The 16,312-nt window shown below is 63.3% G+C and carries 17 protein-coding genes; 3 read left to right on the forward strand and 14 right to left on the reverse strand.

All coding sequences use genetic code 11. From position 1 onward, the window contains the following. Window positions 1–12: 12 nt before the first annotated feature. The 8 genes from nadC to KK137_RS13450 form a co-directional block, all read right to left on the reverse strand. Complete coding sequence (nadC, locus tag KK137_RS13415) at window positions 13–876, reverse strand: carboxylating nicotinate-nucleotide diphosphorylase (RefSeq protein WP_214537043.1); 864 nt, start codon at window positions 874–876, stop codon at window positions 13–15. 136 nt (window positions 877–1,012) lie between these two features. Further along, on the reverse strand, window positions 1,013–1,807 hold the full coding sequence (locus KK137_RS13420) for a LytR/AlgR family response regulator transcription factor (RefSeq protein WP_214537044.1): 795 nt from the start codon (window positions 1,805–1,807) through the stop codon (window positions 1,013–1,015). After that, a complete protein-coding gene (locus KK137_RS13425) occupies window positions 1,804–3,006 on the reverse strand; it encodes a sensor histidine kinase (protein WP_214537045.1) in 1,203 nt (400 codons plus the stop codon). Before KK137_RS13425 ends, KK137_RS13420 begins: the two co-directional genes overlap by 4 nt. An 89-nt stretch (window positions 3,007–3,095) precedes the next feature. Then, the gene (locus tag KK137_RS13430; RefSeq protein WP_214537046.1) at window positions 3,096–3,788 is read right to left on the reverse strand and encodes a DsbA family protein; all 693 of its coding nucleotides are present in this window, start codon (window positions 3,786–3,788) and stop codon (window positions 3,096–3,098) included. Between the two features lie 45 nt (window positions 3,789–3,833). After that, window positions 3,834–5,201 (reverse strand): M48 family metalloprotease, encoded by a 1,368-nt coding sequence (locus KK137_RS13435; RefSeq protein ID WP_214537047.1) that lies wholly within the window; start codon window positions 5,199–5,201, stop codon window positions 3,834–3,836. 79 nt (window positions 5,202–5,280) lie between these two features. Beyond that, window positions 5,281–6,948: a PAS domain-containing protein gene (locus tag KK137_RS13440; RefSeq protein ID WP_214537048.1), complete on the reverse strand. Its 1,668-nt coding sequence runs from the start codon at window positions 6,946–6,948 to the stop codon at window positions 5,281–5,283. Window positions 6,949–7,035: 87 nt separating this feature from the next. Beyond that, entirely contained in the window at window positions 7,036–7,752 is a 717-nt protein-coding gene (locus tag KK137_RS13445; protein WP_214537049.1) for a sterol desaturase family protein, read from the reverse strand. A 44-nt stretch (window positions 7,753–7,796) separates the two neighbouring features. Further along, window positions 7,797–8,300: an MmcB family DNA repair protein gene (locus tag KK137_RS13450; RefSeq protein WP_214537050.1), complete on the reverse strand. Its 504-nt coding sequence runs from the start codon at window positions 8,298–8,300 to the stop codon at window positions 7,797–7,799. A gap of 161 nt (window positions 8,301–8,461) precedes the next feature. Between KK137_RS13450 and KK137_RS13455 the strand changes: the two genes are divergently transcribed. Beyond that, complete coding sequence (locus KK137_RS13455; protein WP_214537051.1) at window positions 8,462–9,301, forward strand: diacylglycerol/lipid kinase family protein; 840 nt, start codon at window positions 8,462–8,464, stop codon at window positions 9,299–9,301. Here KK137_RS13455 and KK137_RS13460 read toward each other — a convergent pair. Together KK137_RS13460 and KK137_RS13465 are read right to left on the reverse strand one after the other, a co-directional pair. Beyond that, window positions 9,298–9,684 (reverse strand): hypothetical protein, encoded by a 387-nt coding sequence (locus KK137_RS13460; protein ID WP_214537052.1) that lies wholly within the window; start codon window positions 9,682–9,684, stop codon window positions 9,298–9,300. The two genes, KK137_RS13455 and KK137_RS13460, sit on opposite strands and share 4 nt — an antisense overlap. An 89-nt stretch (window positions 9,685–9,773) precedes the next feature. Next, a complete protein-coding gene (locus KK137_RS13465; protein ID WP_214537053.1) occupies window positions 9,774–10,580 on the reverse strand; it encodes a hypothetical protein in 807 nt (268 codons plus the stop codon). 150 nt (window positions 10,581–10,730) lie between these two features. On the opposite strand from KK137_RS13465, the gene KK137_RS13470 reads away from it, so the two are divergent. Beyond that, the gene (locus KK137_RS13470; protein WP_214537054.1) at window positions 10,731–11,114 is read left to right on the forward strand and encodes a DUF6152 family protein; all 384 of its coding nucleotides are present in this window, start codon (window positions 10,731–10,733) and stop codon (window positions 11,112–11,114) included. A 36-nt stretch (window positions 11,115–11,150) separates the two neighbouring features. On the opposite strand, the gene KK137_RS13475 is transcribed toward KK137_RS13470, so the two are convergent. From KK137_RS13475 to KK137_RS13485, 3 genes are all read right to left on the reverse strand, one after another. Continuing rightward, window positions 11,151–11,471: a hypothetical protein gene (locus tag KK137_RS13475; protein WP_214537055.1), complete on the reverse strand. Its 321-nt coding sequence runs from the start codon at window positions 11,469–11,471 to the stop codon at window positions 11,151–11,153. Between the two features lie 89 nt (window positions 11,472–11,560). After that, complete coding sequence (locus KK137_RS13480) at window positions 11,561–13,066, reverse strand: Ppx/GppA family phosphatase (protein ID WP_214537056.1); 1,506 nt, start codon at window positions 13,064–13,066, stop codon at window positions 11,561–11,563. Next, a complete protein-coding gene (locus KK137_RS13485; protein ID WP_214537057.1) occupies window positions 13,063–15,210 on the reverse strand; it encodes an RNA degradosome polyphosphate kinase in 2,148 nt (715 codons plus the stop codon). Before KK137_RS13485 ends, KK137_RS13480 begins: the two co-directional genes overlap by 4 nt. A 432-nt stretch (window positions 15,211–15,642) precedes the next feature. Here KK137_RS13485 and KK137_RS13490 point away from each other — a divergent pair, with 432 nt between their 5' ends. Next, the gene (locus tag KK137_RS13490; RefSeq protein WP_214537058.1) at window positions 15,643–15,825 is read left to right on the forward strand and encodes a Flp family type IVb pilin; all 183 of its coding nucleotides are present in this window, start codon (window positions 15,643–15,645) and stop codon (window positions 15,823–15,825) included. Window positions 15,826–15,970: 145 nt separating this feature from the next. Here the strand turns inward: KK137_RS13490 and KK137_RS13495 are convergent, their stop codons facing one another. After that, window positions 15,971–16,285, reverse strand: coding sequence for a hypothetical protein (locus KK137_RS13495; protein ID WP_214537059.1), 315 nt, complete (start codon window positions 16,283–16,285; stop codon window positions 15,971–15,973). Between the last annotated feature and the right edge of the window lie 27 nt (window positions 16,286–16,312).

A 16,312-nucleotide genomic window follows, 5' to 3' on the forward strand; every position in this document is an offset into this window, starting at 1 on the left:
GTTCGCGCAATGTCACAGCGGAGTGAAGTCCAGCCCGATGTCGGCCGCTGGGGCACTTTGGGTGAGGCGGCCGACGGAGGCGAAGTTCACGCCAGTGGCCGCGATGGCGCCGATCGTGTCGAGGCGCACGCCGCCCGAGGCCTCCGTGGGCACTCTCCCGCCGACTGCAGCGACAGCTTCGCGCAGGGTCGGCGGGTCCATGTTGTCGAGCAGGAGATGGCTGGCCCCGGCCATCAGGGCGGGCTCGATCTGGTCGATCCGGTCGACTTCGCAAATAATCCGTTCGACCCCGGCCTCACGCGCCCGGCGAACGGCTTCGGCCACATCGCCTGCGACGAGGATGTGATTATCCTTGATCATGGCCGCGTCCCACAGTCCCATGCGGTGGTTCTGGGCGCCCCCCATGCGCGTCGCGTACTTCTCCAGCATCCGCAGGCCTGGGATGGTCTTGCGCGTGTCGAGCAGGACGCAATCGGTCGGGCCCATGGCCTCGACGTATTGGCGAGTCATGGTGGCGATGCCCGAGAGGTGCTGGACGGTGTTGAGCGCGCTGCGCTCGGCGGTCAGCATGGCCCGGGCATTGCCTGTCAGGCGCATGATGTCGGTCCCGGCAGCAACCAGGCTGCCCTCTTCGGCGAGCAATTCGATTTCCATGTCCGGATCGAGCGCCTGGAAGAAGGCGGCCGCCAGCGGAAGGCCCGCGACGACAATCGGGTCGCGGCTGTCCATCACTCCCGAAAAGCGCGCCTCGGGGGGGATGACACTCTCGGCGGTCACGTCGTGCCCGCCGCCCGGGAGACCCAGGCCCAGGTCTTCATTCAGAGTGGAGCGTACGAACGCGTGCAGGTCGAAGCCCGGAAGTGAAAAGACGGTCATCCTCGCCGTCTGGAGCTTTTTTGACTGTGCCTCAAGCGCCGACGGGCCATGGCTGTGAGCGCCAATGGGCGCCGCATCAAACGACAAGACCGAAAAGGCCCCGTTGGACCCGCCGACGATGTGAGGCGAAGTCCGACTAGTGGACGAAGCGAGCCACCACGTCCCTGTAGGACCGGCTGACCTTCACCTCGGCACCCGAACCGAGCACCAGGAAGCATTCGCCATTGGTGTGCGGCTTTACCTGACGCACCTGATCGAGGTTGACTATGGTCGAGCGGTGGACCCGCTGGAACACGCGCGGGTCGAGGCGGCGCTCGAGATCCTTCATTGTCTCGCGCAGGATCAGCGAGTTGTCGCCGGTGTAGATGCACATGTAGTCACCCGCGGCTTCGATGTGTTCGATGGAGTCCACATCGACGCGGAAAATCTGGCCGCGGTCCTTGATGTTGATCATCTTCTCGTAACGGCCGGCGTTCTCATCTTCGACGGGCATGTTCTCGATCGCATCGGGCGCGATTTCGGCCAGGACGTCCTGCAGTTTCTTGGCCTCGTCGGCGGAGCGCTTTTCAGCCAGGCGCGTACGGACACGGTCGAGCGTGTCGGCCAGCTTGTCTTCGTCGACCGGCTTCATCAGGTAATTGACGGCATTGGCCTCGAAGGCACGGATCGCGTGTTCTTCGTACGCCGTGACGAAGACGAACAACGGTGGTTCGATCTCCATAACGCCCTTGACCACGGAAAAGCCGTCGAAGCCGGGCATCTGGATGTCGAGGAAGACCAGGTCGGGCTTTTCGGTCTTGATGGCGCGGATCGCCTCGCGCCCGTTGGCGCAGGTGCCGATTATCTCGACATCGGAATAAGGCTCCAACCGAAGCTGAAGGCCCTGGATCGCAAGTTTCTCGTCATCGACGATTAGCGTTCGAATTGTCATGCACTAGTTCCCATCGCCCGTTGTCCGGGTACGGTGGCAACGGATGGAGCCGTTGCCGGTTTCACGGCGGAGCCAATTTCCGCCGCAGAGTCCTGGAAGGGTTCGTACGGAATTTCGATAATCACGGTGAAACCACCCTCCGGTGGCGTTTCAATCTCGAAACGGTGCTCCTCGCCATAGGCTTGCGCCAGCCTGTCGCGGATATTCGCCAAGCCGACGCCAGTCGACACCGTGTTGTGAGATGCCGACAGTGCATCGCTGACGCGTGCGGTCGTTGCGGTGGCCTGCGCGCCTGGCCCGGTGTCGGCCACGGTGACGCGCAGTCGGTTGCCGATGACTTGCGCAGTCAGGCTGATGCGTGCGCCTTCCTCCTGGGGCGAAACGGCGTACTTGATCGCATTCTCGACCAAGGGTTGGAGCAGCAATGAGGGGATGCTCGCGTCCGCGGCGGCCGGTTCGACCTTGAACACGGTGCGCAGGCGTTCCTCGAAGCGCATGCGCTCGATGTCGAGGTAGAGCTTCAGGGTCTCTACCTCCTGCGCCACCGAAACCTTGCCGCCCGGCTGGGTCACCAAGGTATGCCGCAAAAAGCCCGAAAGCCGCGTAAGCATCGCATTCGCCGGTTCGGTCTGCTTCAGCAGGACCAGCGTGCTAATCGAATTCAGCGTGTTGAACAGGAAGTGAGGGTTAAGCTGGTAACGCAGCATGGCGAGCTGGGCGCTGGTCGCTTGCGCCTCCAGCCGCTCCAGTCTGTCCGCCTGTTCTTCGACCTGCAGGTAGTAGTTGATGGCGTAGTAGAGAGCCGACCACGCCCCGAGCAGTGTCATGTGAATGTACGACAGGCCCAGCACCAGCTGGAGGAAACCGGTGGTTCCCCCTCGCTGGAGGCTGACTGCCCAGCCGTTGATGAACGCCGCCACGAACACCGCTGTGACGAGGACGACAGCGGTCACACTCCAGGTGATGATCGGCCGGCGATTTATCAGCTTGCCGTAGATCACTGAGAGCACGAGGCTGATCGAGAAGCCGGTTATGGCTTCTATCAGCACCAATACGAGGAACGACAGGTCCTGCCCGTTGGCGAGTGCCGACATTCCGCGCTGGAAGGCCGCGGCGCCCCAGCCGACGAACTGCAGGCGCCAGAAAGCGCGATCCTTGTTCTCGAAGAAGGGCGCGGGGCGGAAAGGAAGGTTCGACATCGAGCCAACCTCTCCCGATGCGGAAGCCTGCCCGGAGGCCTGCGTCGCGAGCTTGCGGGAAGCCGGGCTGCCGAAGGTGGGGAGCCAGCTCAGGTCTTGCGCGCCTCTTCGATGGCCTCCCCGATCGCGTCACGGCCGACTGCGCCGTTCAACGTCCGGTTGCCGATGACCCAGCCCGGCGTGCCCGAGATGCCCAGCGCGCTCGCGAGCGAGGCATTGGCGTGCAACTGGGCGTCGAACATGCCCGAGGCAATGGCCGCGTTGGCCTTGGCGAGATCCACACCGGCTTCCTTGGCCGCTGCCTGGATCGTTTCAGGGCCGGTGAGGCCGAGACGGAACATGGCGGAGTGGAACTGGGCATAGCGGCCCTGCTGAGCCGCCGCGAGCGCCATCCGCGCGGCATCGACGCTCTCAGCCGAGAGGATCGGATATTCGTGCATCACCACCCTGAGATCAGGATTGGCGGCGATCAAGGCTTCCACGTCGGCGATGCTCTGGCGGCAGTAGGTGCAGGCATAGTCGCTGAATTCGACCAGCGTAACGGAGCCCTGCGGATTGCCGAGCACGGCGCCGGGGAAGGGCGTTTCGAGCTGGCCGCGCATCGGCTCGATCCGGGCCAGCTGTTCGCGTTCCTGCAGGACTTTCATCGCTTCAGGAAGGACTTCGGGATTGGCCATCAGATATTCGCGCGTGGTGCGCCCTCCGAGGCCGGTCAGGTCCCACAGGGCGGCACCGGCGAAACCGGCAGAAAGCGAAATCACCAGGGTAAGAAACCAGCGCATTGGCCCTGACCTAAGGACTACCCGGCCTGCTGGCAATGGAAGCCGTCATCGGCGGCTCCGTTCGTTCTCGAGTTCAGCGCGCGCCTGCATGGCCACGTCCTGCGCGCGGATCCAGTCCGACGAGCCCTGCGGCAAGGTGTGCTCGGCCGATTCCGCGTTCTGCAGCGCCTCGCGCGGACGCCCGCTCATGATCTGTTGCTCGGCGCTCGCCAAGCGGGCGCGCGGGATATCGCCCCGCGCCCCGTAGACCACCCCAAGCTGGTACCAGGCCGACGGGTTTTCTCTGTCGCGCCCGACAGCCGCGCGGAGCACTTTCTCAGCTTCCTCCAGATGGCTCTGGTCTTCGGTGGCAAGCAGGGCGTGGGCGAACGTGGTGGCGATCAACGGATCGTTTTTGGTCATTTCGACAGAACGGCGCAGGGGCTCGATCGCCTCTTTGGGCTCACCGGATTCGAGCAGGACCTGGCCCTTGAGCTCGAGAAAGTAGGGGTCGTTCGGATCGGTGGCGATCAGAGCATCGGTTTCGGCCAAGGCGTCCTCCATCCGTGACTCCTTGTGGTAGGCATAAGCTCGCGCATAGCGTGCCGGCACCGATGTCATGTAAGTCGGATAGGAATTGAGGGTCTGCTGCGGTGTCGCGAGATAGCCGAACAGCTTCGCCTTGATGCGCAGGAACCGTTCCTGCTGTTCCGGGTCCGGCGGGGTGTCCCACGCGGGATCGGCGCGATAGTCAGCCTCCAGGCGCGCAAGGCGGTCGCCCGAGAGCGGGTGGGTACGGGCAAATCCGGCTTCGTCGCTCTGGCTATAGCCATAACGGAATTCCTGGTTTTGCAGCTTCTCGAAGAACGCGAGCGAACCCTTGCCGGTAATGCCCGCCTTCGAAAGGTATTGCACCCCCGCGGCGTCAGCGCTCGATTCCTGAGTTCGCGAAAACGAGAGATAGGTCCCCATCGCAGCCTGCTGCCCGAGAGCCATCGCCGCCATGGCCGCGTCACCGGCTCCGGCGACGGCCGCGGCGATGCCGGCCAGCATCGAGAGGAGCTGGATTTTCATCGCCTTGCCCATGTTCTCGTAACCGCTGATCATGTGGCCGCCGGTGATGTGTCCCATTTCGTGGGCCAGTACACCCTGGATCATATTTGCGTTGTCGGCCGCGTTGATCAGACCGGAATGGACATAGATCCTTTGCCCACCGGCGACGAAGGCGTTGATCGACGGATCGTCCAGCAGAACTACGTCGACAGCGCCCTTGGGCAAGCCGGCCGCTTCCGTGATGGGTTCGACCAGATCCTGCAACAGCGCTTCGGTTTCGGCGTCGCGCAAGATCGACTGCGCGGCGACGGGTTGAGCGCCGATGACGAGCAGGGCCGCGAAGGCAAGCAGGCGAGCGAGCAGACTAGTGGCGGGTCGCATTTCGAGCCAAGCCTAGCCCATCGGGGCATGAACGGAAACTGAAGCTTGGCGGCACGCCGGGCGCCGCTCGCCAAACCCCTTAGCCGATCAGACGCTTTGCCGCCCGTTCGAGGAGCGACATGTCTTCGGGAACTTCGCCGACCAACATGATCTCGCCGCTTTCGGTGCGCCGGATCATGACGAGCGAGAACTCGGCACCTTCGGCGGCCAGCGAATTGAAGGATAGCGGCGGCATTCCCCGCAGCTTGCCTGCCAGGACTTCCCGAAGCCCGTTCGGCGCGTCGACGGACTTGCCGGCTTCCTCGCGACGCAGGCGGCGTTCGGCCTGGACCACACCCTTGAGGCCACCTTCCACATCGCGCAGGTAGGTACCAAGCGTACCGCGCGGCAGTTCGATCCGGTGCGCATAGGTCAGGGCCGAGGCGTATTCGGTAAGGCGCGTCTTGTCGTAATCATGCCCGAACACCAGCTTGACCACCGGAGTCATTGGCGCGCGGACCTGTACCGTCAGCCCCGCGTCGGCGAGCAGTTCATTGAAGTCGGCGGGGGCTTCGATGGCGGCGATCGAGAAGTCGTATGCGCGGCCTATTGCTTCGTAGAGAGCGGTGCGGGTGCGATCTTCGCTGTTGTTGGCGGCATCTGCCATTTCGCGCGCAGCCGCGAGCCAGTCGCTGAGGCCCATGGTCGCCGGATCGACAACAGGCATGTCCACTGCGGTCTCGATATAGTCGGAGAGATCGAATTCGCTCTCGTCAATCGGATCGCCTAGCTCGATCGGCATCTTGCCCGACCCCTCGGGCATCAACATCGGCATCTTGAGGAGCGATCCGAACGAAGGACGATGATCGCCGTCCTCCGCTCCGTCCGAGTCGTCGGACTCGTAGCCGGTCTCCTCGTCTTCCTCTTCGTCGCTGTCGGCGAGTTCGTAGAGGGCCTTGAAGGCATCCAGCCCAGCGGGTTCACGGGCATCCTCGAGCTCATCAGGCTCATCATCGGCGTCGATGCCGAACGAAGGGAGTGGCAGGGGATCGAAGCCTGGGGCGGTGGGGGCTTCCTCGGTCATTTCGGCCGGTTCGCTATAAGTGACGTTGATGGAAAGCCCGCTCGGCAGATGGAGATTTTCGATGTCGTCCTCGGAATCCGCGTCGACCCCGGTTTCGAGGGCCTGATCGATTTCGAGCAAAAGCTCATCCGAATCGAGAGCATCGGCGAGCTCTTTCCAATTGATCACACCGTAGATGAAATCGATCGTGTCATCGTCGCTTGAATAAGGCAGCAGAATCCCACGATAGGCGAGCGTCGCCCCGCGCTGGTTCACGAACTCGGCCTCGAAGCCGATCGGCGCCTGGTTGGCGAGGATCTGCATGTAGTGGTCGGTGATGCGGGTCAGCAGCGAACGCGATGGCACATCGGCCAGAGTCGTCAGCTCTGCGTCGCCCGCGCCACATTCTTCCGCCAGCTTTTCGCCGATGAAAGATATGCCGGGGTTTTCGATGCCCCTGCTGAAATCGAGCAGGACGCTATAGGGTCCGAAGTCAGGGAGGCTTTCCGGGTCGAGGTCGTCGATCGCCGGATAGTTGCGGTCGTCGAGCAGGCCGGCCCAGTGATTGTAGGCGCGCACTTGCATGCGCCGTTCGTCCTGGCCGATCTCGGGACGCGGCGGGACCCGGCGAACGGGTTCATCCTCGTCCGGGTCATAGCCGTCGCTATCGGCAGTAGGCCCGAAGTTGCCCCGCACCGTATCCATGCAGCTAGTCCCCTAAACCTCTTCGGGACTGCCTATGGGCTCGGCATAGTTAATTACCCGTAAAATTCGGCAGGCTTGGGGGGCGCGCTAGGCGGGCGGCGAGGCGATCCCGCGATCGGTGCCGCACAGGCGATCCCACATGCGGAAGTAGAGCCCATAGTTGCAGCGGTACTCGTCGTGATGCCGCTGGTGATGGCTCGCGGTGATGAGCCAATCGCCGAGCCTCGAATGCACGATGGCGCGGGGAAACATCTCCCATCCCATGTGATTGGTCACGCCCATGACCGTCATGATCGCCAACACCAAACCGAGCATGGCGACCTGTATCGGCACAAGGAATACCAGGGCCGGAATCACCACAGCGCCGCTCAACGCCTCGATCGGGTGGAAGCTCATCGCGGCCCAAGCGGTAGGCGGGCGGCTTGCATGATGGACCGAGTGGGCGAGCCGGAACCAGCTTGGGCGGTGGAACAGCCGATGGGTCCAGTAGAACCAGGTGTCGTGGACGAAGAGGAAGGCGAGGAGCGAGACGGGCAGGTACCAGAGGGGATAGTCGGCAAAGTCCGTATAGATCTGCGTCCACCCGCGATTCTGCCAGCCCCAGGCGACGATGCCCGCGGGAATCCCATAGATCGCTGCCGAGGCCAGCGACCAGCCGATCTCTCGCCGGATCTGCTCGTCCAGTCCGGCATAGAGGCGGGGGCGCACGCGATGCGTGGCGTAGGCGAAGGCACCGCTCGAAAGGGCATAGCGAGCGGCGACAATCAGGCTCATCGCCAGTGCGGACAAGGCTACGGCGGTCATCCGGTGCAAACTGCCACAACTCGCCACCTTCAGGAAGGCGCGGCTCAGCCCAGCCCCTGACCCCAGGCGGCGCACTGCGGGTCGAGCCCGACGAGGTGGCGGCGCAGCGCCGTGCGCGCGAGGCGCTCGACCTCAACCTTACGGCGGGCGGCGGCCAGCGGATGACTCGGCGCGGGACGGACGATTTCGGCGTCGTATTCGTCGGCTACGATCACGCCGCAACAATCCGGGCGGAAGTCCGCGCCCTCCAGGCAGGCGCGGTCCAGCTCCGGCGGCAGACCCCAGAAAAACTTGTCGCAGAAGTCGAGATAATCGGGCCACTTGCCGTCACCGAGCAAGTCCGACCGGGCTGTCTTGATCTCGACGATCACGATGTGGCCCTTGGCGTCGATCCCCATCAGGTCCGCCCGCCGCCCATTGCGTAGCGGCATCTCGGGGAGGGCCCAAATGTCGTTGCGCGCGAACAACCGACAAATCCCGCGCGCCACGGCCGCCGCACGGCGTTCGGAGAGTTCGGAGCCAACAGAGGCAAGGGGAGAATCGGCCATCCACTCAAAATGGAACAGATGTGGAACACGGTCAAGTCGAAGCCATGCACCAATCGTTAGGAGGCATGGGTGCATTGTCGCACACTTGGGCCAGTGAGGGTGGTGATTGAAGCATGGCCGTGCCCACGCGGAATGTTGCGAAACGGCAAGCTGCTCCGATAGTGCAGCTGATCACCAATCCGACTTCGGGTTCGTACTCTCGCGCGCGTGTCGCCAGGTTGGCGCAATCACTGGAGGCGGAAGGCGCGACGGTCCTCCATTGCGAAAGCGCGGGCGAACCCAGGTTCGCCGCTACGGCAACTCACGTTTGCGTTGTCGGGGGCGACGGAACGGTGCGCCGCGTGGCAGGGGCGATGGCGCGGCAGGAGCGCGCGGTTCCTCTCAGCATCTATCCCTCGGGAACCATCAACCTCCTGGCACGCGAAGCGGAGTATCCCGCCGATCCGCGCGCCTTTGCCCGGCTCGTCCTTGCGGGCCGGGCGGGGCGCCCGCACTATCCCGTCGCGTTGGGGGACGGCTTCTTCTTTTCCTGTGCCGGGGTCGGGCCAGACAGCTGCGCCGTTGAGCGGGTTTCGTTGCCTCTCAAGCGCTGGATCGGGCGACTCGCTTACGGGGCGGCCTTCTGCCAGCTTCTGTGGCACTGGTCGCGTCATACGATTCGGTTGGAGTCCGAAGGACGCGTGCTTGAATGCGAGGCCTTCTACGTCGCCAAGGGACGCTATTATGCCGGGGCGTGGAGCCTGGCCCAGTCCGCCCGCGTGCACGACCCACTGTTTCACGTTATCGCTCTCCCCACTGCCCGGAGACGCGACTACGCCCGCTTCGTGTTCGGTCTGATCTGCGGACGTGACGCTTCGCGCCAAGCTGGGGTCGAAACATTCACCTGTCGTGCGCTGAGCGCGACCAGCGAAGCAGGGCTTCCAATCCAGGCCGACGGAGATATCGTTGGCAGGTTGCCCGTAACGATGAATGTCGGCGAGGTGCCGCTAACCTTTTGCTAAGCCGCGACGCCGGGTTTGAGCAGCGCGATCACCGCTGCGCGGGCGTCGACGAATTCCTCCCAGAGGGCCATAGCGGCCGGCTTGGGATCGACCCCTCGGGCGCTCACTGAAAGCAGGGCCACGATACCCGGCTGCATGAAGGCGGAGATGTCGGTGATACCGTGCTCGGCCCGGTCGCGACGCCACGGATCGGCGGCTTGCAACAATTCGCCAATCTCGCAGCCATCCGCGAACGTGGGTGCGGTTTCGACTCGGGCAAGAGTTGCGACCACGCGGGCGGCTTCCGCCAGCGCCGTCCACCGCAGCGAGGCCTCGAGCGTATCGTTTTGTCCCGGCACAAAGCTGTCGGTCGCGGCATAGAAGGAGGGCGGCATGGCGTTCATCGTCCGCCGGGTTAGCGCCTGCCTGCTTGCGAATTGGTTAGCGCTCGACCCTTCCTGTGCCTGTTGCGCAGGCACAGGAAGGATATCACTTACTGACCTTCTGGGGGCGGGCCGAACGGGTCGCCTTCGTCATCCAGGCCGAGGTCAACGTTGGCGCCGCCACCGTCTTTCACCAGGCGGTTGTTTTCCTCGCAGACGTATTCGCGAATTTCCCAGGTTTTCTCGCGACGGAAGGCGAGCTGCTGGACATACGGTTCGGTCAGCACTTCGGGGTCGGTGATCGTCGTCTCGATTCGCAGCACATCAGGCTTGTCGAGCCAGATCCGCTCGTGGATGCGCATCTTGTCGCTGTGCGGAATGCCGCCGGAAATGTCGGTCACCGGGCTGAACCCCACCGTGTCGACCAAAAGCGTGTCACCGTCCCAACGTCCGACCGAATAGCCATTGAACAGGAAATCCGGGTCGTCGGGCAACGGACGCCCGTCAGTGTAGATCCGTCGCGCTTGAGTGTAGGTTTCAGCGAAGATTGTCACCCGACCGGGCGTAAACAGGAACTCGATCGGATAGGGCTGGCGCATGATCCCGGGCATGCCGGGCGGCAGGCAACTGACCTGGGCCGACTGGTCGACACCCTCGGCGGCCTGCTTTGCGCGGAAAGCGTCGAGCCGTTGCTGGGCGGCCGGGGTGAGCTTGGGCTGAGCCGGAGGGCCGCCCGCGCCGCCGCCGAACAGCAGCGACCAGTCGGGTGCCCAGACCCCGCTGAAATCGGGCAATTGCTCAAGCGCGGCGTAACCTTGTCCCCGCGGAGCCGCGTTATCCTGCGCTGGCGCCGCCGCTGCCATCGCCAACGCCGCACCGCTTGCGAGCGCGCGCGCCGTCCATGCCCAACCTTTCATTTGTCCCTCCCGCATTCTCTCTCTTTGGGAAAGATTGCGGTGGTAGGTGAGGCTAAGTCAAGCGGCGGGTTGATTATGTCCGATCTTTGCGGGAGAAGTAGTGCAAGTGCTCTTCCAGATGGGGTGGGAGATGCGCAGGAGAGAGGACCAATGAAAAAGACAACCCGCATGGCGATTGCCGCCGTCGCAGGGCTCGGCTCGCTTCTGGCCGTGCCCGCGGTCGCCCACCATTCGACCGCGATGTTCGACTGGGGCGTCCCGACCGAGATGAAAGGCGTCACCGTAGAGCGCTGGGTGTGGACCAATCCGCACACATTTCTCTACGTGAAGGATGCCGCCGGCAATCGCTGGGCATTCGAAGGCATGAGCCCGAATCACCTGTCGCGATCGGGCTGGTCGAAGCGTTCGCTGACGCCGGGCGAGAAGATCGACCTTACGTATTACAAGTTGCGTGACGGCCGCCACGGGGGGTTCAACGTCACCGTCAAGCGCGCCAGCGGCGAGACTCTGCAACAGCTGCCAGTGCGCATGTAGGTCCTGGCCGGCGCCCTGCCCACACCTAGGCGCCGGTCAGGCCTTCGCCTTCGCTTTCTTCTTATTCTGACCCGGGATCTTGGGGAGCTTGTGCTTCCCCTTGTCCTTTTTCGCTTTGGAACCCTTGACCTTCTTTGGCTTTTCGCCCGTTTTCGGTTCGAGAACGGCCGTGGCCAGGCGGCGGATGTCCGCCACCCGTGGCTTCACCTCGCCCGCCAGGATGGCTTGGGCGAGCTGTTCGAGCGAAAACGCGGATGTGTCGACGGCGGGTTTCTTGGGCACCGGCGGCTGGACGGGTGCGACGGGCGTCGTCCCGTTGCCGCGCTTCCCGTTTGCCGCAGTTGCTGACCTTGCCAATGGATGTCCCTCCGAAACTCGACCTCAAAGCTGAGTCTTACGCCGAATCACGTCCGGGCAAGGCTTTTGCCGTGTTCGTCACACCACCGTCACGCGGCAGTCATCAACTTTAGAGCGGGATCTGCGCCGATCCACTCGGCTAAAACCCTGAGGTCCTGTTCGATTGCCGGCGAAGTGAGGTCGCAGAGAGAATTCGCCAGCCGGAGAGTGAGAGTGCCATCCGAAAGAGTGAGCGAGCTGGCCGTGGGCGAGGGAGGTACGCCGCCACCGAGCCTCAGGCACAGCCGGGTGGCGAGACCCCAGCCGATCGCGCGCCTCAACGTCTCCTCCGGAGCCAGCCGCAGAAGATCCGGTGTGATGATCTGCTTGCCGCAAGCGCCGAGCAAGGCGGCGGCGATCTGCGCCCGGCCCGCCATGTCCACTCCGATCCAGCGCTTATGGAGGGCCCAGTCGAGTGAATGTCGAACGCGCAAGTTGGGTTCGAGCCGCACCGCCGAGAGCGAGAGCATGGTCGCGGCCAGGCGAAGTCGTTCGGCTTCCGGTTTTCCGTCCTGGCGGACGGCACCCGCCGTCCAGGCGGCGATCGCCGCGGCGAGTGGGGCCGAACTGGCGCGCGGCGCGCCGAAGTAGCTGATGCCTTCCAGCAGGGGATCTTTCCGCCGAATCTCCGGACTGAGTCGCTGATGGAGCAACCCTTCGCGTAGGCCCCACGAGGAGAACACCAGGTGAGTGGGCTGCAGCTCGGCGAGCATGGCACGCATGATAGCCGCCGCATCGGGCAGGGCGTTGGCGCGCATGGACGACAGGCGCGCTGTCTCCATCAGGATACGCGGATCGCTGCGGACGAGCTTCTTCGCGATCCTGTCGGCTTCCGCGACGTCGAGTTCGAAAGTGTGCGGGTCCGACAGTGGGTGAAGGGTGCTGCGCATCGTATAGGTCGCGAAGGCGCGCCAGGTTCCGCCGACCATGTAGAGCGGCCCCGGATGCGCGGCGGCCCATCCCGCCTTCTCGAAGGCCTTGTGCACGGCGCGCTTGAACGCAAGTGGACCTTTCTCCCGTAATCCCGAGAGGCGCAAGGTTCCAAGCGGCAGGCTTTCGCCATGGTGTGAGCGGCCGTTTTCGACCGACACGAGCTCAAGGCTTCCACCGCCCAGATCAGCGACAACGCCGTGAGCGTCGGGAAACGCGCCGATCACGCCCCAGGCAGATGCCTGCGCTTCCTCCTCGCCGGTGAGAACTCGGGGTTCGAGTCCGATTTCCCGCACCTCGGCCAGGAAGGGTTCGGCGTTCACGGCTTCGCGGACTGCGGCGGTGCCCACAACCTCGACCCACTTCACATCGAGATCGTGCAGGATCGCGGCAAAGCGGCGCAGTCCCGCCAGCGCGAGTTGCGCCGCTCTATCGGGAATGCGCCCGGTATCGTTCAGCTCGCGGCCGAGGCGGGCGCCGACCTTTTCGTTGAACCAGACGTCGGGTACCCGCTGTGAGCCCGAATAAACGACCAGACGCACGGTATTCGAACCGATATCGACGACAGCCCTGTCCGGGGCTCCGCGATCCAGCCTGAAAGCGTCGGAGCGGAGCAGCTCCTTCATTCCCTCCCCCGCCGCAAGTCGAGCCTCGGCACGCCGCCTCGGCTGAGTGCGGCGCCGCGGCCGGAGAGAGAGGGGTTGGTCATGAAGTACCGGTGGCAGTTAAATGGATGGTCGCTGCTTTCGATCCGGTGGTAGTGTCCGCTCGAATCCAGCACCCAGCTCTGCTCGGTGTCGAGCAGGTTCGCAACCATGACCTGATCGAGAATCTGGTCGTGTACCGTTGGGTTGCGGATCGGGACCAGAGTCTCGACCCGGCGGTCCAGATTGCGCGACATGGCATCGGCCGAGGAAATGTAGACCTTGGCCCGGCGACTCGGCAGGGCGTGGCCGTTGGCGAAGGCCCAGATCCGCGCATGCTCGAGGAAGCGCCCGACGATCGACTTCACGGAAATCGTTTCCGACAGACCCGGCACGGCGGGCCTGAGGCAGCAGATGCCGCGCACCACCAGGCGAATCTCCACGCCGGCCCGGCTCGCTTCGTAGAGCCGGTCGATCATGTCCGAATCGGTCAGCGAATTGAGCTTCGCCCAGATTGCCGCCGGCTTCCCGGCCTCGGCGTTCGCGATCTCCTTGTCGATCAGCCCATAGAGCGTTTCGCGCAAGTTGATGGGCGAGATCGACAGCTGCTCGGTCCGTTGGGGTTCGACATACCCGGTGATGAAGTTGAACAGCTTGACCGCGTCGCGCGCGAGGCTCTCGTCCGCGGTGAAGAAGCTGAAATCGGTGTAGATGCGCGCCGTCAGCGGATGATAGTTGCCGGTGCCGAAGTGGCAGTACGTGCGGTACGCCTGTTCCTCCCGGCGCACGATCATCGAGACCTTGGCGTGGGTCTTCCAGTCGATGAAGCCATAGATCACCTGCACTCCGGCGCGTTCGAGCTCGGCCGCCCAGTGCAGGTTCTGCTCCTCGTCGAAGCGGGCCTTGAGCTCGACCACCGCAGTGACCGACTTGCCCGATTCGGCCGCGGCGATCAGCGCCGCGATGATCGAGGACTGGTTACCCGCGCGATAGAGCGTCTGCTTGATCGAGACGACGGAGGGATCCTTGGCCGCCTGGCGGATGAAATCGACCACCGCCTCGAAACTTTCGTAGGGGTGGTGGATGATCATGTCCTTCTCGCGGATGGCGGCGAAGCAATCACCGTCATGCTCGAGAATGCGTTCCGGATAGCGCGGGTTGAACGGCTCGAACTTGAGGTCCGGCCTGTCCTCCTCGACCACCCCGGCCAGGCCGCCAATTCCCAGCATGCCGTCAGTCTTGTTGACCAGCGTATCGGGCAGGGCGAGCTGTTCGCGCAGGATCGCCTCGGCCTCGGGCGCGCAATCCCGGTCGATCTCCATCAGGATCACCCGCCCGCGCCGCCGACGCTGAATCGCGGTGCGGAAGTAACGGACCAGGTCTTCGGCCTCTTCCTCCAACTCGATGTCGCTGTCGCGCAGGACCCGAAATACCCCGTCGCCTTCGACCTGGAAGCCGGGGAACAGCAAGTCGGCGAAGCGGCAGATCACGCTTTCGATCGAGACGTAAGTCGCCTCCTCGCCCGGGATACGGACGAACCGCGGGATGGCGCTCGGGATCAGGACCATCTCGACCAGCCGCGCGTCGTCCCGGACGCGCCTGAGGCTGAACAGGACCCCGATGCCCTGGTTGGCCACGAACGGGAACGGATGAGCTGGATCGATCGCCTGAGGCGTGACCACGGGCACGACGTAATCGATGAAGTACTGGCGCAGCCAGGCGGTCGCCTGGCTGTCCATGTGCCGCTCGTCGACGATATGGATGCCCTGATTGTCGAGCAGCGCGCGCAGTTCCGCGAGCGCCCGCTGCTGCATGTCGACCAGCTCGCCGATCTTCGCGCGGATCGCGGCGACTTGCTGTTGCGGGGTCTTGCCGTCGATCGAAACCTCGTCGACCCCGCTCCGCACTTGCCCGCTCAGGCCCGCGACGCGGATCATCATGAACTCGTCGAGATTGCTGCCGGAAATGGCCAGGAATCGCAGCCGTTCGAGCAGGGGATAGCTCGGCCTGGTCGCTTCCGCGAGTACGCGCTCGTTGAACGAGAGCCAGCTCAGTTCCCGATTGAAGAAGCGATCGTTTATGTCCGGGCGCTCCACCGGGTCGAAACTCGAAACGGCGCTAATCATCGTCGTCCTTGGCGGGGGCTATGCGAAGCACCCCTGTGTGAGACGTCCATTGCACTTTTGTGACATCTTCGCGTCATCAAGGCCAGTGGCTTAACTTAGCGCAAAATCGCAGATGACGGGACTCGCAAGTCGATCTGCTGTGCGGCGAGACGTCCGATGCAACATTGAACCCGCCCATTATATTTCCATATAAAAGACGTTGCCGCACTTTAACCAAGTGTTAGTGAACAATTCGAAACGGTTGTTGCGTCATTACCAAGGGACTAACAATAACTCTATAAATCAGCCTCTAAATGAGCTCGTGCTAATAACTCTATTTTGATGACGTCACACTATTGAACTAGTATTATTACGTATTTCAATCTCCCGCCTCCGACTTATCGGTTCGGCACGGGACCTAAGGGAACCGAAGACCTAACCAGGAGATTGATTATGAAGTTCTTCAACAAGCTGCTCCGCGACGAACAGGGCGCCACCGCGATCGAATACGGCCTCATTGCCGCTCTGATCGCAGTCGCCGCTATGGCCGCCATGGGTCAGATCGGCACTCAGCTGAACTCCACCTTCACCTCGGTTGGTACAAAGCTTGAAGATGCGAACGAGGCTGCGAAGTAGTCGCCAAACATTGTCGAGCCTCGGCTCGGAGAAGGAGGCGGCAGGGCAACCTGTCGCCTCTTTTTGTTGATCTGAGGCGCGCGCGTCTGTCCGTTCACGCGCTACAGTCGTTTACGTTGAATGGGCGCCCTGATCGGACTTCCACCTATTTGGCCGGGATCTTATCGAACTCGGCTTGAATTTTCGCCAGATTATCGTCGCTCAGTTCGGCCTCGTACTGCTGGACCCCCTTAAGCGTGAGGTCGCGCCCAAGGGTCTGGAACATCTCGTTGGCGAAGGTTTTGGGGATAAGGCGCTTGAGAATTTCTGCCGCAGCAGGGTCATCGAGCAGCTTTCCGACTTTTGTTTCGGTCACCGAATAATGGGCGGCCGCGGCATCTTGGGCCATGGCGGTTGGTGCGACAACGGATGCGGCGAGACCCGCGGCGGCGAGTGACAATCCGTAGAAAAGGTCACGCATTTCGTCTCTCCCCAAGTTCAGATCGCG

Origin of the sequence: Croceibacterium selenioxidans (genome assembly GCF_018599195.1) — a bacterium.
Classification (GTDB): Bacteria; Pseudomonadota; Alphaproteobacteria; order Sphingomonadales; family Sphingomonadaceae; genus Croceibacterium_A; species Croceibacterium_A selenioxidans.